The 17,023-nt window shown below is 62.3% G+C and carries 18 protein-coding genes, 1 tRNA gene and 1 pseudogene; 8 read left to right on the forward strand and 12 right to left on the reverse strand.

The features are described 5' to 3' along the window. Positions 1 to 2: 2 nt before the first annotated feature. Both C479_RS11830 and C479_RS11835 read right to left on the reverse strand, forming a co-directional pair. Positions 3 to 1,550: an alkaline phosphatase family protein gene (locus C479_RS11830; protein ID WP_007702759.1), complete on the reverse strand. Its 1,548-nt coding sequence runs from the start codon at positions 1,548 to 1,550 to the stop codon at positions 3 to 5. Between the two features lie 207 nt (positions 1,551 to 1,757). Then, a complete protein-coding gene (locus tag C479_RS11835) occupies positions 1,758 to 2,987 on the reverse strand; it encodes an outer membrane protein assembly factor BamB family protein (RefSeq protein WP_007702761.1) in 1,230 nt (409 codons plus the stop codon). A 206-nt stretch (positions 2,988 to 3,193) separates the two neighbouring features. On the opposite strand from C479_RS11835, the gene C479_RS11840 reads away from it, so the two are divergent. Then, positions 3,194 to 3,266: transfer RNA gene (locus C479_RS11840), tRNA-Pro, on the forward strand. A 190-nt stretch (positions 3,267 to 3,456) separates the two neighbouring features. Here C479_RS11840 and C479_RS11845 read toward each other — a convergent pair. After that, positions 3,457 to 3,942, reverse strand: a complete 486-nt coding sequence (locus C479_RS11845) for a hypothetical protein (RefSeq protein ID WP_049907274.1) — start codon at positions 3,940 to 3,942, stop codon at positions 3,457 to 3,459. A 281-nt stretch (positions 3,943 to 4,223) separates the two neighbouring features. On the opposite strand from C479_RS11845, the gene C479_RS11850 reads away from it, so the two are divergent. Beyond that, complete coding sequence (locus C479_RS11850; RefSeq protein WP_007702767.1) at positions 4,224 to 5,045, forward strand: hypothetical protein; 822 nt, start codon at positions 4,224 to 4,226, stop codon at positions 5,043 to 5,045. Positions 5,046 to 5,323: 278 nt separating this feature from the next. On the opposite strand, the gene C479_RS11855 is transcribed toward C479_RS11850, so the two are convergent. From C479_RS11855 to C479_RS11875, 5 genes and pseudogenes are all read right to left on the reverse strand, one after another. Next, entirely contained in the window at positions 5,324 to 5,803 is a 480-nt protein-coding gene (locus C479_RS11855; RefSeq protein ID WP_007702770.1) for a hypothetical protein, read from the reverse strand. Positions 5,804 to 6,040: 237 nt separating this feature from the next. Then, positions 6,041 to 6,277: pseudogene (locus C479_RS16275) on the reverse strand (hypothetical protein); the annotation flags it as partial. A gap of 53 nt (positions 6,278 to 6,330) precedes the next feature. After that, positions 6,331 to 6,573, reverse strand: a complete 243-nt coding sequence (locus C479_RS11865; RefSeq protein WP_007702791.1) for a hypothetical protein — start codon at positions 6,571 to 6,573, stop codon at positions 6,331 to 6,333. A 430-nt stretch (positions 6,574 to 7,003) separates the two neighbouring features. Continuing rightward, entirely contained in the window at positions 7,004 to 7,324 is a 321-nt protein-coding gene (locus C479_RS11870; RefSeq protein WP_007702793.1) for an antibiotic biosynthesis monooxygenase family protein, read from the reverse strand. A 547-nt stretch (positions 7,325 to 7,871) separates the two neighbouring features. Beyond that, positions 7,872 to 9,224, reverse strand: coding sequence for a ribonuclease J (locus tag C479_RS11875; RefSeq protein WP_007702795.1), 1,353 nt, complete (start codon positions 9,222 to 9,224; stop codon positions 7,872 to 7,874). A 688-nt stretch (positions 9,225 to 9,912) separates the two neighbouring features. Here C479_RS11875 and C479_RS11880 point away from each other — a divergent pair. Together C479_RS11880 and C479_RS11885 are read left to right on the forward strand one after the other, a co-directional pair. Then, positions 9,913 to 10,590 (forward strand): DUF7504 family protein, encoded by a 678-nt coding sequence (locus C479_RS11880; protein WP_007702798.1) that lies wholly within the window; start codon positions 9,913 to 9,915, stop codon positions 10,588 to 10,590. Positions 10,591 to 10,699: 109 nt separating this feature from the next. Next, positions 10,700 to 10,882 (forward strand): DUF5786 family protein, encoded by a 183-nt coding sequence (locus tag C479_RS11885; RefSeq protein ID WP_007702801.1) that lies wholly within the window; start codon positions 10,700 to 10,702, stop codon positions 10,880 to 10,882. Between the two features lie 114 nt (positions 10,883 to 10,996). Here C479_RS11885 and C479_RS11890 read toward each other — a convergent pair whose 3' ends face one another. Beyond that, positions 10,997 to 11,398, reverse strand: coding sequence for a pyridoxamine 5'-phosphate oxidase family protein (locus C479_RS11890; protein ID WP_007702803.1), 402 nt, complete (start codon positions 11,396 to 11,398; stop codon positions 10,997 to 10,999). A 281-nt stretch (positions 11,399 to 11,679) separates the two neighbouring features. On the opposite strand from C479_RS11890, the gene C479_RS11895 reads away from it, so the two are divergent. Next, positions 11,680 to 12,918, forward strand: a complete 1,239-nt coding sequence (locus tag C479_RS11895) for a polysaccharide deacetylase family protein (RefSeq protein ID WP_007702806.1) — start codon at positions 11,680 to 11,682, stop codon at positions 12,916 to 12,918. A gap of 44 nt (positions 12,919 to 12,962) precedes the next feature. On the opposite strand, the gene C479_RS11900 is transcribed toward C479_RS11895, so the two are convergent. Continuing rightward, complete coding sequence (locus C479_RS11900; RefSeq protein ID WP_007702809.1) at positions 12,963 to 13,466, reverse strand: DUF5797 family protein; 504 nt, start codon at positions 13,464 to 13,466, stop codon at positions 12,963 to 12,965. Between the two features lie 92 nt (positions 13,467 to 13,558). Continuing rightward, entirely contained in the window at positions 13,559 to 14,857 is a 1,299-nt protein-coding gene (locus tag C479_RS11905; protein WP_007702811.1) for an MFS transporter, read from the reverse strand. Positions 14,858 to 14,996: 139 nt separating this feature from the next. Here C479_RS11905 and C479_RS11910 point away from each other — a divergent pair, with 139 nt between their 5' ends. The 3 genes from C479_RS11910 to C479_RS11920 all read left to right on the forward strand — a co-directional run bounded on the left by C479_RS11910 (position 14,997) and on the right by C479_RS11920 (position 16,224). Continuing rightward, complete coding sequence (locus tag C479_RS11910) at positions 14,997 to 15,251, forward strand: DUF5789 family protein (RefSeq protein ID WP_007702815.1); 255 nt, start codon at positions 14,997 to 14,999, stop codon at positions 15,249 to 15,251. 225 nt (positions 15,252 to 15,476) lie between these two features. Then, positions 15,477 to 15,785, forward strand: coding sequence for a transcription factor S (locus tag C479_RS11915; protein WP_007702818.1), 309 nt, complete (start codon positions 15,477 to 15,479; stop codon positions 15,783 to 15,785). Between the two features lie 208 nt (positions 15,786 to 15,993). Continuing rightward, the gene (locus tag C479_RS11920) at positions 15,994 to 16,224 is read left to right on the forward strand and encodes a YgaP family membrane protein (RefSeq protein WP_007702822.1); all 231 of its coding nucleotides are present in this window, start codon (positions 15,994 to 15,996) and stop codon (positions 16,222 to 16,224) included. Positions 16,225 to 16,276: 52 nt separating this feature from the next. Here C479_RS11920 and C479_RS11925 read toward each other — a convergent pair whose 3' ends face one another. Next, on the reverse strand, positions 16,277 to 17,023 hold the full coding sequence (locus C479_RS11925) for a 50S ribosomal protein L11 methyltransferase (RefSeq protein ID WP_007702823.1): 747 nt from the start codon (positions 17,021 to 17,023) through the stop codon (positions 16,277 to 16,279).

Raw genomic sequence — 17,023 nt, forward strand, 5'->3', positions numbered from 1 at the left:
GCTCAGAGATGTGTATAAGAGACAGGGACCGAACCGGTCATCCGCTCGGGAACCGGTCGGTCGAGCAGCGCCATCGCGATCGGGGCGACGTCGGTGATCGACAGGCGCTCCGGCCCGGTCCCGGCCTCGCGCGCCCGGCTCGCTGGGACGTCGGGTCCCGCGGCGACGAACGCGCCCGCGAGTTTGTGGTCGTAGACGTCGGTTCGGGCCGTTTCGATGCCGTACATGCTCGTCTTGACCGTATTGTTCATCTCCCGCGGGCGGAAGAGCACGTCCGGCGCCTGTTCTATGTGAGGGCCGTCGTAGCGTTCCTCGCGCCGGCAGACGACGTCGAACGCCGGCTTCCCGTCCGGCGTCTCGAGGGCCGAGAGGACCGCGATGACCTCGTCGCGGACGGTCTCGTACGCCGATTGCGGGACGACACCCTCGGGTTCTCGACCCTCGAGGTTGATCCGGACTCCCATTCGCGTCGCACTGGCACAGTAGGCGTGCGACCGGCGCCAGTCGACAGCCTCGCCGGTGTCCTGGACGACCGAATCGGGCACGAGGTCGAGGAGGACCCCGTCGAGACTGACCCGCTCGGCCGCGCCGTACACCGTCGCGGGCGCGAGACCGACCCGTTCCGCGACGCGTCGGGTGGCCGCGAACGCCCGTTCGAGCGAGGTGGCCTCGTTCGATCCGTCGCCGTCGGCTGCCGTCGCGAGCTTCGGTTTGGCCGACGAGAGCGACGGGCTGCTGCCGGCGTTCTCGTCGGCGACCGTGACGAAGCCGTGCCGGCGGAGCACCTCGTTGACGTAGATCACGTGGCCGGTGACGGGGCCGATCCCGTGGTCCGAACAGCAGAGCACGTTGACGTCGTCGCCGACGGCCTCCCGGACGTCCCCGACCAGTCGGTCGGCCGCCTCGTACACCTCTCGGAAGCGATTCTCCTCGTCGAAGTTGTGAAACACCGCGTCGGTTTTCTGGACCTGAATCCACGCCAGGTCCCACTCCTCGCGTTCGAGCAGCGCGAGGGCGGCCCGCCGGCGCAGGTCGAGCAACTCGAGGTAGCCCGCGAACTTCTCCTCGGGGTCGTCGCTGAGTTCGCCCCGCGAGTAGATTCGATAGGGTTCGCCGAGCTCCGCCTCGAGTTCGTCCCTGATCCCCTTCGGGTGGCCGGGATCGTCCTCGGAAGCGAGGTAGCCCGGGAGCAGGACGCCCTCGATCGGGTCGGCGGGGTGGGTGACGGGGACGTTCGTCACCACCGAGGGGACGCCGTCGCGCGAGAGATAGTCCCAGATCGCGGGCCGCGCTACGTCCGCCCGCGAGACGACGGTCCCCTCGTCGGGGTAGCCGTCGATGTCGAAGAAGCCGTAGACGCCGTGGTGGCTCGGGTCGCAGCCGGTGTACAGCGACGGCCAGGCGCTGCCGGTCCAGGGCGGGTGGGTCGACTCGAGCGGCGCCTCGACGCCTTCCTCGCGCATGGCGGTGAGGTTCGGCAGGGAGTCCGCGAATCGGTCGAGGTACCGGAAGTCGAGCGCGTCGAACCCGAGCACGACCGTCTTCGTCATGACGCCCTCTGTGTGGATGCGTCGGTCGAACGGCGCGCAATCGCCGGGAAAAGCCCTCCGTCCGACTCTCTCGAACGTCTCATACCCCTGAAAAAGTCCGCTTCACCCCTTTGTTATCGAGCAGATTCGGGAGGTCGGGCCGCGGCAACGTTCACGTATTCGGACCGGTGGTGACTGTCCGGTGATCGGCCGGGCACGATGCCGGGACTAGCTATCCGACGCGGGCACGTCGCCGATCGCTCCGACCCCGTCGAACGTGTTGGCTGTAAAGTACACCGCCCCGTCGACTAGCACCGGTGGAGACGTCACCTGATTGTGGAACCCTGGATCGAACCCGTGGTACCAGCGCATCTCTCCCGATTCGCGATCGAACGCGCTGATCGTGATCTGATCGGGAGCGAATTCCGGATTTTTGACCTGGAAGACGACCGTTTCGCTCCCGACGCACATGTCCGTCTCGTACAGTGATTCGTCGTAGTGCCATCGTTCCGTTCCGGTTTCGCTGTCCAGTGCGACGGCGCCCCCGTCGCTGGTAAGGAAGACTGACCCGTCGTCGACGGCAATCGACCCGATGTCGTACGTGCCCCCGTCGGAGGAGAACGTGTACAGCTCGCGAAGCCGGTCGCCCGTTTCCCTGTCGTGAACGACGAGCGTTCCGTCGTCGGCGACGAACACGCCCGCAGCGGTCGCGACGGGGGCGGCGGACTCGGGCGTCGCCGCGAGTTCACGCTGCCAGTGGACCGAGCCATCGTCGAGCGAGAGGGCGACGAGAGACGGGGCTCCGTCCATCGTCCCGACGGCGAACACGCGCCCGTCGAAGACGGCGGGCGCGCCGTCGAGGAGATTGACGGTCTCGGTTTCCCAGCGTTTTGTCCCGTCTGTCGCGCCGAACGCCTGGATACCGAATCGGGACGCGAGTAGCACGGTCCCGGTCTCCGCGTCCGCGCCGAGCTGGTCCGGGACTCTGAACCCCTTCGTCGATTGTGTCCAGAGCCGATCGCCCGTCTGTGCGTCGAGCGCGACGAGGTCCCTGCCGTAGGCCACGATAACGCGACCGTCGACGACGACAGTCCCGTGGCGGTCGTCAGTGTCGAGGGTCGTTCGCCACTGCTCGGTGCCGTCCTGTGCGTCGAGGGCGATCACACTCCCGTCGGTGCTCGGGTCGAAGTTCGTCGTGTACACCATTCCGTCGGCGATTACGGGTTGCCAGCGCGTGAACGACTCCGACGTCCACGCCAGGTTCCATCGCTGTGGTTCCTTTGCGTTCGGGGTGAACGAATTCGCCCCGTCCGCTCCGTACTGCGTCCACGATCCCGTTGGAGTCTCTGGCAGGGGCCTGTCCGGCCAGTCCGAGCCGAAAAACGGGAGCATCGACAGACAGCCCGAGAGTGCGGCCGTGCCGGCGACTGCCGTCGACAGGTACGTCCGTCGTTTCACAACTGGTTGTTGTGTATGTAAATTATAAGCTTTCTCCTCGCTGTCGGGTTGTCACGCGATCGGCGGTGGCCATCGGCCAGCCGCTCTAATTCGTGGTCCGTCACGGTGGACTACACGGGGTGTCGGCCCAAGATCGACCACGTCACTCGCCGCGGGCGACCGGACAACGCAATAATTATACGCGGCCGTCGTCAGGTTTCACCTGCGGGCCGGTGGGGTAGCTTGGTATCCTTCGGCCTTCGGGTGGCCGTAACCGCGATTCGAATTCGCGCCGGCCCACTTCTCCCGCAACCTGTTTTGGAGTCGCACCGAGGACGTTCGGCCTCAATAAAGCCGAACATGTGGACGCTCAGGATCTGATAGACGGCCTTGTTGAAACCCTCACGCGGTGATAGGTTTCAGAGGCTGTGCTGAATACAGGGCGCATATCTTGCACGAAGACGCAATTCTCCGACAAGATCTTCTTCGATTAGTCGAAGTCTCTTCCGAATATCTGTGTCTCAATCTCAACATTCTCAGGTAGATCCTCGATAGAGACGTTAATCACAACCGGAAAAACGTGGTTTGGTGCCTGGGAAATGGCTCGAGCGACATCCAATTGGTTGCGCTCTAATGTTGCATATTCACCAGTCTTCACTTCTACTGGGAACACCGCTTCCATATCGGGATAAAACACTTCCTCCTCAGTTTCCTCCTGCTTTTGTGCCGATACCCAACTGAGTGTGATTCGTGCATCGGCCTTCCAACTAATTTCCTTTCCCTCCTGAGTCGTGGCGTTGAAATACACACTCCGTCGAACGTCTGTCATTGGGTTGGGGTTGTCCCCAATTTCGTAGAAGTTCGAAAGAAACTCAAGTAATTCGTCAACGATTGGTTGGGGGAGAGGTGGATTACCAAGAATCGACGCTTCGCCGATTTGACCCTTGATATTGCTGGAAATCGGAATTTGAGCCATAACTAGACCATCACTCACTCCTGATACCGAACGTTCGAATAAATATCAACCGGGTGGCTATGGTGAACCGCTCAGATTGAGATAGGACCGGCGTGCTGTACTCATGCTCTGTACGCAGCAGCCTCGAACTGACAGAGCCACGATAGTCTGCCGATCTGGTGCTGAATACAGGGTGCGATTGTGGCACAAGGGAGGGGTGAATCGTGGAGGGTTCAGATCGGCCGGTACGGATTTTCTAGCGAACACTGATTATTCAGGAGCCACACCCCTCGGACGAACAGGTGACAGAGAGCAAGAACGAGGGGTTGGTTGGGGCGAACGCAGTTGCCGTCGAATCGTTAGTATTAGCGCTCCTATCGCCTATTGTGTGGGGAACCTCTACTTTCTGGGAGTACGACTTAGTGTTCCTGATTGCAGCGGCATTCGTGATTATACTCATGGTGATTCGAGTGATGGCTGGAAAGGCTGAGAATCCCGATATTGGATTTATTAGGCAGTCTCTTGGGTGGAGTTCAAGGTTATTAGACTTGCTTCTGATTGGCTCGCTCGCCGCAATCAGTATCCGAATTAGTAGCTTAGTAGAGTTCTTTTCACCTGTTGCTGTATTTGCGGGACTCGCTATCGTATCTACTATTGGATTTGTCCTTCTTGAACAGAAAGTATTGGGTGGGTATGCAGAGACATGGAAGGGCGTTATTGATACAGAGACCGAAAATAACCCGATAGGACGGTTACTCCGTGAGGCGGGCGATTTTGGAGAGAGCCAGCTATCAGCAATCGGGAGTGATGAATCACCGGACCCGCCTGAGAAGGGGGCCCGAGGTGCAGTTCTCGCTGTCCTGTTGCTCCTCTTATTACTCGTGGTGAGTGCACCGATATGGTTGGTGCTCTCGATATTCTTCGATAACTGGAAGGCAGCCGTTTTGATATTGTTCTCGCTATTCTTCCTTCGAGATACGACTCGATACATGTATCTCGGTTATGGAGCTGCTTCCAACTTCTCTGACCTTCGCTGGCCATTGAAGTGGGAGTTCATATGGTCTGCCGTGAAAGGGATAATAATCGCTTTCACGCTGGGATACGAACTGTCACCGATACTTTGATTTCGACAGGGGACGGCTATAACCGAGTATTCGTAGATGATCAGTGGTCCTTTTGCACGTTTATCGACCGAGTGATCAGTCAATCACGGGGAATGACTCCAGTCTCCGTGCTACACTTATCTTCTATATCGGTCACACCGAAACTGACAGAAGTTGAGTAGTTAGTGAAAGCGCTGCTGCTTACAGAGCGCGAAAACAGCAAAGATTGGCAGTCTATGAACCGACGCAATGCTGAGACCGGCCGGTCAGGGTACCTGAGACGAATGCGAGCTGAGCGATTAGAAAACCTGGCCGACCTTCTTCCCCAGCCTGTACCAGATCGACTCTCGTCCGCCCCCCATCTCCCGCTCTTGCTCTGCGGACCGGGCCATGTTGATAGATAGGTTTAACGGGGCCATCTGGTTCTCGTCAAGCCTCTCGATTTCGGGGAGGTTCACGCCCATGAATTTCTCTGGGATGTCCAGCACCTCCAGGCCCCGGAGCTCCCCGTCGTCGGCCTCCTCAAGCCACGGTTCGCCGACAAGCCGGCAGCGGATGACCTGGTGGAAGTTGCCGTCCGCGACCGAAACGGCATCCCCTCGCTCCACCAATAGCATCACGGCCTCCTCGTCAAAGTACCCCGCCTCGGTACACTGGATGAGCTCGACCCCCTCGCCGTCGATGCTCGGCCCGAACGCGATCTGATGTTCGTCAAGGGACTTCCCTCGTGGGTTTTCGTCCACGAAGTAAAACTTCCTGACCTTAGCCCTCTCTGACATGGCACACAAGTGTTGGGGCCGATTAATAAAATTTCTTCAGACGGAACGGTTCTCACCCAATCCCGGTTTTGAAAAGGAACTTGCTAGGAAAAATATGACGCGAAGTGGGGGCAGTCCCCCTCTGCCACTACTGAATAACTCTCTGAGTTGGTCACATCACACCTGAATGAAATTGAGTAGTCCGAACAATCCGTGCTGAACTCATCCTCTATATTCAGCAGCCCGTTCCTCTCGGAATCACTGATATCTGCCCTCCTCGGATGCAATAGCGAGCCCTCGTTCGAGGTTGTTAACGATACACTTGATGACGAGTTCCCGGAACTGCTTCCACCAGAGGTGTGACCGCACGAATGCACCGAATTTCTGTTTGATCGCCGCGTTGACTGTCTCGTTCATGTTCCGCCGATGGTAGAGATCGCTGCCCAGCCGTGTATTCCACGCTTTGTGGAGTGGGGTAAACTCCCGGTGTTTGATTCCATTGAGATCTGAAGGGGCCAACCCCCATGATTTGAAGAACAGCTACTGCATTACTCCTCCAGCAACCCCGCCTCCTTCTTCCACCGTTCCGTAAACTCCAGCATCCCCATCGCGGCGATACAGTCCGGACAGCAGTACCGAACCGAGTGGGCGTAGTCCGCCGAGAAAATCTCCGGCGGGTCGACGTCCACCCGAAAGAGCCGCGGCGGTGCCACGTCCCGATCACACCGATAACACTCCCGATCTGGAGACACATCGCCAGCTCCGCCGCGCTCTCGCTCGACGGATTTCATCCGAGCACCTCGCAGTTCTGCCGCTCGAACTGATCGAAGATACCCGGCCCCCAATCCCCGAAAACGAAGCTCGGCGACGGATAGCGATACGACTCCCTAGACAACGGGCGTGCGAGACCTTTTTGTCTCGATGGTGTCTTTCGGAACATGGCTGCCAGGCTATCTGGAAGCCACGCGTCTCGGGTGCCTCACCACCCGGGACATTTCTGAGCGCTGTCCCCTGCGACGAATGGAGACGCTGGCTTCCAGCGTGGGCTACGGGCTACTGTATATTATACCTACTGGATGGGTCGGGAATTTAGATATTGGTCTGGACGACGCGTTTCATTTGGGGAATTGCTGTACCGTCCCTGCCGAACCTCAGTTCGTTCGATGGAGTATAGGAGAGAGATTGGATTGTTGAACTGAGCCGTGCTGAACCGCGGTGTTCCTATTCGGGCGGGTCGGCAGCCGCACCGAAGCCGCTGCCGTACCGATCGCGGACTTCCGTGACGGTGACCTCGTAGGCGTCGTACCACTCGGTCCAGCGGTGCTTCGCCCGTTCGTGAGTGTCGTCCGCGCTGAAGGCGTCGAGGGCGTCCAGCGACTCCCAGTAGTAAACGACCAGCACCTCGTCGCTCTCGGGGTCGTGCCACGTGCGCTTGCCGCGATAGGCATCCATGTCCTCGGCGACGGCCTGTATCGCGTCGTTCAACTCGTGGAACTCTGCGTCGTACTCCCCCGGATCGATCCGGAACGTCACGAGATACATCACTACTCGATTCTCGTACCCTCGGGTGAAAAGGGGTCTCCTCTACGAGGTGGATTGTGTCTTCTCTACAGCGACAGCAGTGTTTAGATACTACTGCAAGCGCTCAATAGTGGTGTTCTGATGGACGAAGGTGGCCGGCACAAGAGACCACGGGTGGGACTAAAAGGGGCTGGTGCTCTCGACGAACCCCGGCGACGCAAGGACCGCAGGGAACGAACGAAGTGAGTGACTGAGGACCGCAGCGAGTCGTGGGAGTCGAGAGTGCCAGGGGCTTTTAAAGCAAATGCTACGATTTGATAGCTTGCAGTATTATCTGAGTAGTCCCGTACTCAACTTATCGACCGCATAAAAAGCCCCGGCGCTCTCGAGGACTGCGACTCGCTGCGATCCTCGGACTTCGTCCTGCGGTTCTTGCGTCGTCTCGAACCTCGAGAGCGCCGCCCCTTTGAGCCCCACCCGGGTGGTTTGTGCCGGCTACCTTCGCGTCTCTGGATGGGGCCACGGCTCCGAACCTGGGGGAAAATAAAAAGCGTGTGTCTCTTCTACCCTATTCGACGAGCTGGATGAGGTTCCCGTTCGAGGTCACGTGGAGATCTCGACCGAGTGTGTAGCCCTCGTCCTGACAGAGGTTGACGTAGCCGGAGAAGCCGCTCATGTTCTGGTGGGCCGGGATGATGTGCTGGGGCTGGAGCGCCTGCAGCATCTCGTAGTGGCCCTCCTGGTTGAGGTGGCCGGAGACGTGGATGTCCGAATAGACGCGTGCGCCCTGCATCCCGAGGAGCTTCTCGGCCTGGTAGCGCTGGCCCTCGTTGGTGGGTTCCGGGATGACGCGGGCGGAGAAGATGACCTTGTCGCCCTCGTCAAGGGTGTAGTTCGTCTCGCCGCGGGCCATCCGGGTGAGCATCGCGCGGGGCTCGCCCTGGTGGCCGGTGACGACGGGGAGGAAGTTCTCCTTGCCGTCTTCCATGATCCGTTCTAAGGACTGGTCGATCGAGCGTCGGTAGCCGAACATCCCGAGGTCGTCGGGGAAGTCGACGAAGCCGAGGCGCTCGGCGGCGCCGGAGTACTTCTCCATCGAGCGCCCGAGGAGCACCGGCTGGCGGCCGATGTCCTTGGCGAACTCGACGAGCGAGGTGACGCGGGCGATGTGGCTCGAGAACGTCGTCGCGACGATCCCGCCGTCGTAGTCCTCGAGACTGTACATCACGTCTTTCAGGTGCTCGCGCGCGACGCTCTCGGAGGGCGTCCGACCCTGCTTGTTCGCGTTCGTACAGTCCTCGATGTAACAGAGGACACCCTCGCCCTCGCGACCGATCTCGCGGAAGCGCTCCATGTCGATCGGGTCGCCGATGACCGGCGTGTGGTCCATCCGTTTGTCCAGCCCGTAGACGACCGCACCCTCGGGGGTGTGCAGCACCGGGTTGATCGCGCCGATGATGGAGTGGGTGACGTTGACGAATTCGAGTTCGACCTGGCCGGTGTCGCCGATCGACATCGACTCGCCAGGGTCCATCGTGACCAGCTCGTTGGCGTCGCCGAACTTCTCCTCGTCGTCGAACTCCTCTTCGACCAGCGCGCTGGTAAACGGCGTCGAGACGACGGGCGCGTCGTATCGGTGGGCCAGTTTCGAGATCGCGCCGATGTGGTCTAAGTGGCCGTGGGTCGGGACGATCGCCTGCACGTCACCTTCGAGGTCGGCCATGACCCGATCGTCCGGGATCGCTCCCATGTCGATCAGATCGAGGCTGTGCATCCCCTCGGTCTGGACGTTGTCGTGGATCAGCACCTTCGACAGGTTCAGCCCCATGTCGAAGATGACGATGTCGGTACCTGCGCGGACGGCAGTCATCTGCCGGCCGACTTCCTCGTAGCCGCCGATTGTTGCAATTTCGATTTCCATGTGTCGATCCGATCAGAGCGGTCAAACGCATGGTATCGCCCAAAGGGGCACGCAGAACGAGGCCTCCCAGCCGACGAACGCCGCGCGTGCGAGTTCGCCTCCGCAGATCCGCGTCGCAAGATCGTTCGCTACCACGTCGTGGACAGCGCGTATTTCGGTTGCCTGCAAAGACTTGTCCTGCTCGTAAATAGTCACTGGTCCGGGCCGAGGCGATCGACGGGGGTGCTACGAGACGCCAACCTGTTGGACTACGAGGATGTTTCGACGGTCGTGATGAGGCGAGCCACCTTCCGGTTCGTCGCAGTCTGCCTCGCGTGGCGAAACGTATTTGTGAGTTCGACGGAACTATCTATGGACGAAGCCCGTCCCGTCTTTCTCTCGCTGCCACGGGGTTGCGCGGCCGTGCGCCACCCCAACCATCGTGTGAAACGCCCGCCACTGTTCGTGTCGGGCACTCCATACGGGCCGAGACACCGACTGTGTCCGACTGACGGACGACCCACACCGGGTGTCGTCCGTGACGACACCATCGGTGGGCAGCTAAGCAGGGACGATCGCCGATCTGTGTGCAGCGACCGGGACCGACCGAGACTGCTGCGCTCCACGGGGTGTTCGGGACGACACAAACCCCGTTCGAAGTGTATACTCACTGAGAGAGGAACCCATCCCGACTCGAACCAGATACGCCATGAACGAATCACTCACCACGTCGACGGACGCCGATTCGGTATCGATTCCACCGTTTCCGGACGCGGTAACCGGAGGATCGACCGTGCTCGTCGCGGGGACGATGGACCCCTCGAGGTATTCACTCGGATTGCGAACGCTGTGTCGGTACGGCCGGCCGGACGACGCCGCACTCGCCGTAACCAGCACCGAAAGCGCGGACCAGACGACCGCGAGCTACGACTCGATCTGTGACGGGGACGGCCCGTCGCTCGGACTCGTCGATACGCAGTCGGAACGGCAGTATCTGTCGTCACTGTACGGGCCGACACCGACGGTGTTCACCCCGTCGACGGCCGATCTCGAACGCGTCGTCATCGCCCTCTCCGAACTCACCCAGACGGCGATTCCAGCCACCGACTCCCGTCACCTCGTCGTTCGCTCCGTCACGCCGTTTCTCGAACACGCGGCCACCGACCGGGTCTGTAACGTGCTCCAGCGGATCGAGGGTGTCCGGACCGGGGACGGAATCGGCTACGTCGGGATCCAGTACACGGAACACGACGAGGAGACGGTCGCGTCGCTCGCGAAGCTGGTCGATGGCATCCTGTGGGTGACTCACGGTTCGGCGGACGAACTCGTGTTCGAGTACCAGTCGGCGCGGCGGTTTTCGGGCTCGATTCCGGCGGGGAAGCCTTGACGCCCGGCTGACGACGGGGCCGACCGATCTGACGACCGTGTGTGGGACGTCGATCCACAGTGCGTGCAGAACCGGTGCAGCTAAATGAGCGGTCTCCGTGGTCTGTTGCATGGGTTTTGGTAGCTACGACGAGTCCGAGCAGCAGCAACCGGAGATGAACGACGAAGACGAAGATGCGGCCGTCTCCGTCCACGAACACGATCACGACGGGGAGATGACGGTCGAGACCGGCGCCTCGACCGACGATCTCATCGGTCAGCTACAGGATATGAAAGAGACGGACGAAGAATAAGGCCCGATCGTCTCGTCGAACGGTCGTTCGTCCGCTGGCGCTTGATCGACCGGGTGGACGCTTTGTGTTTGGGACGAAGCTTACAGGTGTCTACGTCTGCCGACCGCGTCCGATCTACGCTCCCGAGTACCTGACCTGGTCTGGCCGAATCCGCATGATGACGCGTTCGGTCTGGATCGGGCTGGGATATTCTGCGGTGCCGGTGTAGCGCCCGGCGAGTTCGTCGGCGTGCTCGCGGGCGCCGTCGGTCGTGAGTTCGTCTACTTCGCCGGTCACCGAGAGCATCCGATAGGGGTCGTCCGGATCGGTCATGCTCACCGATACGCGCGGGTCGGCGCGGACGTTCTTGTCCTTCCGGCGGTCGCGTTCGGTGTTGACCAGGATTCGGTTCGCGTCCACGTCGTAATCGATCCACACCGGCGTCGTGTGCGGGGCGCCGTCCGGCAGGAGCGTCGAGACGTGGGCGAACGTCTGCTTCGTGAACAGGTCGGTCGCGTCGGTGGGGATCTCGGCCATAGCCTCCGTTCGTCCCGGGGGGACAAAATTGCGCCCCTCGAACCCGGTCCGGCTCGCGGTCCGGACTGGCGTTCTAACGAGAGGATACACCCACCGCGCTCTCACCAGACCTGGCTTCCAGTGCGAGCTGCGCCGGCGGCGGCGCCGAATCGGCGCGCGCGTCGACCCGAGCGGACGGCCCACTGTACTCTCTCGTTGCCGGTGGTGTACGGCTCCCCCACGCCGGAACCAGTGCCTGCATAACAAACCGGTCGCTGGAGGCACCCTCGGTAGGGTCACACATGAAGCGACGAACGTATCTGACGACGGCAACGGCAACGACGGCGCTCGCGGTGGCGGGTTGTACGAGCGGCGGTGACGACGATCCCGACAACGATTCCGACGACGAGTTCGGTGAGTTCGACGACGACGAGCCGTCGGAGGCGCCGCCGGACCTCGCGGGCACCTGGGATGACTTCGAATCGCTCGAGGAGTGGACGGCGACCAAGGGGTCCATGGAGGCCGACACCGATCGCTCTGTCACCGGCTCGCAGTCGGTGCGCCTCTCCGCTGGTTCGGACGCCAGAGGGCGGATCGTCAAGTCCCTCTCGTCGCCGCTCGATTGCTCCGAGGTCGTCCCCGGCCTCGCCATGGCCTCCGAATCGAGCAACGCCCCCGCGATACAGCTGTGGGACGAGAACGGCCACAAGGCCCAGTATCGCCAGCAGACGGACCCCGAGAATCCCTTCGTCCGGCGCAACTTCGGCCTCTCGAAGATGGGCGGCGAGGTCGACCTCTCCCGAATCGGCGAGATCCACATCGTTCACTGGCTCGGCGACGACCACGAGGGAGACCTGTGGGTCGACGACCTTTTCTTCGCGCCGCGAAGCGAGAACGGCCAGGTGATGGTCCAGTTCCACGGGGGCTACGAGTCGGAGTACGAGACGGCCTATCCGATCCTCGACGAACACGACATCCCGGCGACGACGTTCGTCGCGACCGACCGAATTCGCACCTCGGAAAACGCCGAGGGGGACCGTCTGACGAGGGAGCAACTCGACGAACTCTCGAGCGACGGCTGGACGGTCGGCAGCTACGCGAATCGGGGCCTCCGTCTGCTCGACTTCGACCCCGAGGACCGCGAGGCCGAGGTTCGCGATGCGGCCGCGTGGCTCGAAGACAACGGGTACGGGGACGGCGCCCGCTTCTTCGCGTTCCCTGGCGGCCAGTTCGACGAGGTTGCCTACGATGCCGTCGCCGACCAGCACGACCTCGCGTTCGCCGGTCGATTCCCGGCGCAGGGCTACGCCGCGAACCCGCACCTCTGTACGCGCGTGACGAATCCCGATCCGGAGACGGCAGGAAATCTGGTCGAGTGGACGGCCGAAGTGGGCGGGATCACCTCGATCGCGTTCACGCACGTCGACGACAGCGTCGCCGCCTCGATCGACTCGCTCGCGTCGTCCATCACAGAACACCAGGAGGCCGGTGATCTATCGCTGATCTCGCCGGCGCAACTGGCCGACGAGTACGTCTTCTAACACCGGAGACGGCAGGAAATTTGATCGAGTGCAACTCTCGTCAGCTACTCGGTGACGGTCACGTCGAACTCGTCGCGTGCGACCGCCAGCCGGTAGGTCGGGACGGTTCGGTACTCGACCGCGACGACGCCGAGGCGCTTGAGCCGGGAGAGTCCGGATCTGACCTCGTCCACGTCGGGGTCAGCCTCACCCGTCTCGCGGACGGCTTGGAGCACGGACACGACGCTCGCCGACCGTTCGTCGGGGCCGGGGACGATCGAGAGGATCGTCTCCTGGAGCGGCGTCACGCTCACCTTCGACGGCGCGGCGTCGTCGTCCGGATCGCTCTCGATACCCGGCTCGACGTCGACGAGGTCGGCCGCCTCGGGCGTGGCCCTGATGAGGCTGTTGTCGTCGCGGTAGTAGTACTCCGAGAGTTCGGTTTCTAGATACTGGTGGACCTCACTGCCGCTCTCCAGCTCCCACCGATCCTGTAGCTCGCTGTTCTTGGTCGGCTGGAACTGGACCACGTCGGCGAGGCGTTCGCGTGCCTCCTCGGAGAGACTCATTACGCGATGTTACGGGGATTCGGTACTTTTGCGTTGCGACCCTTTTCTGTCCCAGGCGTGCGCGCCCCGTCGACGCCGCCGCGATCGTCTCGTCACTCGGCTGCGGACGGTGTCGACACGTCTTCTTCGAGGGTTTCCTCGACTTGCGTCGCGACGAGCACGGCACCGACGAGGGCGAGCCCGGCGGCGAAGACGAACGGGATTGCGAAGTCGATGCCGACCAGAAAGCCCGAGATGAGCGGCCCGAGGGCGATCCCGAACCCGAACGCCATCGTCAGCACGGAGAGGGTCGTCCCCGACTCGCCTTCGGGGGCCAGGTCGCCCGCCAGTGCGAGCGAGGGGGCGAACACCATCGCACCGGCGACCCCTTGCCCGAGGCGGGCGGCGAACATCGCCAGCGACGTCTGCACGAACCCCTGAACCAGGGTCGTCGGGAGCAAGATGACCATCCCCCAGAGGATGAACGGCCGGCGGCCGAACCGGTCGCTTGCCCGGCCGATCGGCGTCTGGAGGAAGATCTGGGCGATGACGAACGCCGAGAACTGCAGGCCGAACCAGGTCGAGGCCTGATCGAGCCGGGCGTTGACGGTGTTCTGCAGCGTCGCGAAGATGGAGATGGCGATCATCATGAACAGCGTGGCGATCCCGAGCGTGATCACGGGATTCAACACGTTGTCCCCTCGCGGGTCGGTGAACGGGACCGACGGCGTGCCACCGGCTCGCCGCTTCGTCCCCTCCGGATCGGTGATCATCGTCGCCACCATCGCGAGGCTGACGAGCGCCGTCAGCGTCGCGATCAGGAACGTCGCTTCGAACCCGCTGACCGACACCGTCGGGTTACCGAGCGCGAGCTCGTACGGACCCCCGGCGACCACGGCCCCGGCGGCGACCGGACCGGCGCCGAAGCCGACGAGTCGGAACGTGTTGTAGACGCCCATGTTCCCGCCGCGGTCGCCGGCCGTCGCGAGCTCGTTGACCAGCGCGACCGATGTCGGGACGATGAACGCGATACTCACTCCCTGCAACGCGCGGAGCACGACGAGCGAGAGGTACGACCCCGCGAACAGGTAGAGGAAGTTGGTCGTCGCCAGGCCGCCCAGGCCGAGCAGGATGAAGCGCTTTCGCGCCCCGCGACTGTCGGACAATCGTCCCGTAAACGGCTGGAAAAGGCTATTGAGGAGCCCGTACAGCGAGAGGACGATCCCGATGATCATCGCCTCCTCGAGGCCGAACGTCCGCCCGCCCACGACGTCGCTCGCCACGTACAGCGGGATCACGATGATCAGAAAGGAGTTCCCGATGCCGTCCGCGAGCCGGGCGAACGCGAGCGCGAAAACCCGACGGTCCACCGTGAACGCGGCGCGGATCGACTGGAGAACCGACCGGAGCATTCGTGTCCCCTTCGGTGGCGACGTCAATGATGATTCCGAACTAGAAACCGATCGTCCCATCATCGCTACCTGCCCGATACGGTGACCTTCCGCCCGACGGCGACATCCGTTCAAGACCCTCCTCGCTGAATCGGTCTGTATGGGCGCAATCACACTGAACGAACTCACTGACCGTCTCGCCACACTTTCGTACCCGGTCTCACTGGAGACCGTCGACCGTGAACTCGGCGACACGACGCTCCAGCTCGCGGACGGCGAAACGACGATCGGCGAGACGCTGGAACTCGTCGGCACGGATCGATTCGACAGCGAGAACGAACTCGAATCCGAACTCTTCGGTGCGCTCCCGCGAAACGCCGTCGGCGAACCGTATCAGTCGGAAGGCGAGGGCTAGCACTATTGACGCGTTACACGAATTCACCCATGGACTGCTGCGCGGAAGCGACTCTTCGCCGGCTCTGGTGGCGTCTGTCTCGGACGCTCCTCCCACGGCCGCCGCCAGGGTCGAAAACCGCGTGAAACCGTCCAATTCCGCCAGCTGAACGGGTGTGCTGCGCGCGGGAACCGACAGCCCAAACACGTCGCTTAAGTCCCTCGACGCGCCAGTTTCAGGACACCAATGGAGTTCTGCGACGAGTGCGGCTCGATGATGAAAGCCGACGACGGCCTGTGGGTCTGTGGGAGTTGCGACTACTCGAAACCGAAAGGCGATACCGACGAGTACGTCGTCACGGACGATCAGGAGGCCAGCGAGATTATCGAATCGTCCGAGGAAACGTCGCTCCCCGAAACCGACGCCCTGTGTCCCGAGTGTGGGAACGACCGCGCCTACTGGTACCTTCAGCAAACCCGCTCGGCCGACGAATCCGAGACTCGCTTCTTCATCTGTAGCGAGTGCGAGCACAAGTGGCGCGAAGACGATCACTAACAACGAACTTTTTGCGCGAACGGGATCGCGCTCCGCGCGACTCCGTTCGCGAAAAACTTCGATGAAAAAGGCCGGTGGCGAAGCCGTCGGGCAACCGCGTTCGCTTCGTTCGGGCGGAGATTTGCGACCGTCCACGACCTCGGGGGTACTGCTAGGTCGACGGTGTGCTTATTTTCTCTGGCGTGCTAGGTGCTAGCGGTGATCGTGTATGGAAAAGAACGTGGGCGGAACCGATCGCACGATGCGACTTGTCGTCGGGTCGATCCTGGCGCTCGTCGGCGTCGCCATCCTCGCTGGCTGGCTCGGCGTCGGCGGCACGCTCGGAACCGGCCTCGGCGTACTCGCACTGCTCGCTGGCTTGGTACTGCTGTTCACCGGTGTCACGCAACTGTGCGTGGTGAACCGTCTGCTCGGCATCGATACCTCCCGCGGTCGGTGACGCGAGCGCTATAGAATCGAACTGGAGGATCGCCCTCGAACTCGCGGCCCCGTTACTCGTTTCTCGCGATGGTCAGGTAGCCCGTGTGCCCGACGGGCGCGGTCGAGGGCCGCGAGCCGCGGTCGTCGAAGTCCATCTCGCGCTGGATGGTCTCTCGGGTCCGGACGTCGGTGAGCCCGGCCTCGGTCGCGGCCATCACGACCTCGCGGGTGTCCTCGACGAACGGGCTGTAGACCGCCACGAAGCCGCCCTCGACGAGCAGGTCCGGTGCGTGTTCGACGACTGCTGGTGCGTCACCCGTATCGAGCGTGAGGACGTCGTACGGACGAACCGATTCGTCCCCATCAGCCAGCAGGGTGTCGATCTCGTCGGTCAGATCGCCCGTTCTGACCTCGACTGTGTCGGCGACGTCGGCGAGAGCCATGTTCTCGCGAGCGACGTCGGCGAATTCGGGATCGCGTTCGTAGGTGACGACCGACGCGCCAGCTCTGGCCACGAGCGCGGCGAGGACGCCAGTCCCGGTGCCGGCGTCGAGGACGCGGTCACCCGTCTGGATGCCCGTCTCCCCGATGACCAGCCCGATATCGCGCGGCACCATCGGCGCGCCCGTCCGCTCTAGGTGATGAAAGAGATCGGGACCGCGCAGCCGACGGACGCGAAACTCGGTGCCGAGATGCGTCTCGATCGTCTGTCCCGGTTCGACGTCGGTCGGGATCTCGAGGACGCCGAGGTCCGTTCCGAACTCCTCGCCTGGCTCGACGAGGTACTCGCGGTCCTCGTAGACGACGAGGACCGTCAC

Source organism: Halovivax asiaticus JCM 14624 (genome assembly GCF_000337515.1).
GTDB lineage: Archaea > Halobacteriota > Halobacteria > Halobacteriales > Natrialbaceae > Halovivax > Halovivax asiaticus.

What these genes read in the sequence shown, in the direction of transcription:
- C479_RS11870 (WP_007702793.1), bottom strand. Translation starts at nt 7,324, where the DNA reads ATGTATCTCGTGACGTTCCGGATCGATCCGGGGGAGTACGACGCAGAG.
- C479_RS11855 (WP_007702770.1), bottom strand. Translation starts at nt 5,803, where the DNA reads ATGTCAGAGAGGGCTAAGGTCAGGAAGTTTTACTTCGTGGACGAAAAC.
- C479_RS11890 (WP_007702803.1), bottom strand. Translation starts at nt 11,398, where the DNA reads ATGGCCGAGATCCCCACCGACGCGACCGACCTGTTCACGAAGCAGACG.
- C479_RS11865 (WP_007702791.1), bottom strand. Translation starts at nt 6,573, where the DNA reads ATGAAATCCGTCGAGCGAGAGCGCGGCGGAGCTGGCGATGTGTCTCCA.
- C479_RS11920 (WP_007702822.1), top strand. Translation starts at nt 15,994, where the DNA reads ATGGAAAAGAACGTGGGCGGAACCGATCGCACGATGCGACTTGTCGTC.
- C479_RS11830 (WP_007702759.1), bottom strand. Translation starts at nt 1,550, where the DNA reads ATGACGAAGACGGTCGTGCTCGGGTTCGACGCGCTCGACTTCCGGTAC.
- C479_RS11845 (WP_049907274.1), bottom strand. Translation starts at nt 3,942, where the DNA reads ATGGCTCAAATTCCGATTTCCAGCAATATCAAGGGTCAAATCGGCGAA.
- C479_RS11895 (WP_007702806.1), top strand. Translation starts at nt 11,680, where the DNA reads ATGAAGCGACGAACGTATCTGACGACGGCAACGGCAACGACGGCGCTC.
- C479_RS11875 (WP_007702795.1), bottom strand. Translation starts at nt 9,224, where the DNA reads ATGGAAATCGAAATTGCAACAATCGGCGGCTACGAGGAAGTCGGCCGG.
- C479_RS11905 (WP_007702811.1), bottom strand. Translation starts at nt 14,857, where the DNA reads ATGCTCCGGTCGGTTCTCCAGTCGATCCGCGCCGCGTTCACGGTGGAC.
- C479_RS11885 (WP_007702801.1), top strand. Translation starts at nt 10,700, where the DNA reads ATGGGTTTTGGTAGCTACGACGAGTCCGAGCAGCAGCAACCGGAGATG.
- C479_RS11880 (WP_007702798.1), top strand. Translation starts at nt 9,913, where the DNA reads ATGAACGAATCACTCACCACGTCGACGGACGCCGATTCGGTATCGATT.
- C479_RS11900 (WP_007702809.1), bottom strand. Translation starts at nt 13,466, where the DNA reads ATGAGTCTCTCCGAGGAGGCACGCGAACGCCTCGCCGACGTGGTCCAG.
- C479_RS11910 (WP_007702815.1), top strand. Translation starts at nt 14,997, where the DNA reads ATGGGCGCAATCACACTGAACGAACTCACTGACCGTCTCGCCACACTT.
- C479_RS11915 (WP_007702818.1), top strand. Translation starts at nt 15,477, where the DNA reads ATGGAGTTCTGCGACGAGTGCGGCTCGATGATGAAAGCCGACGACGGC.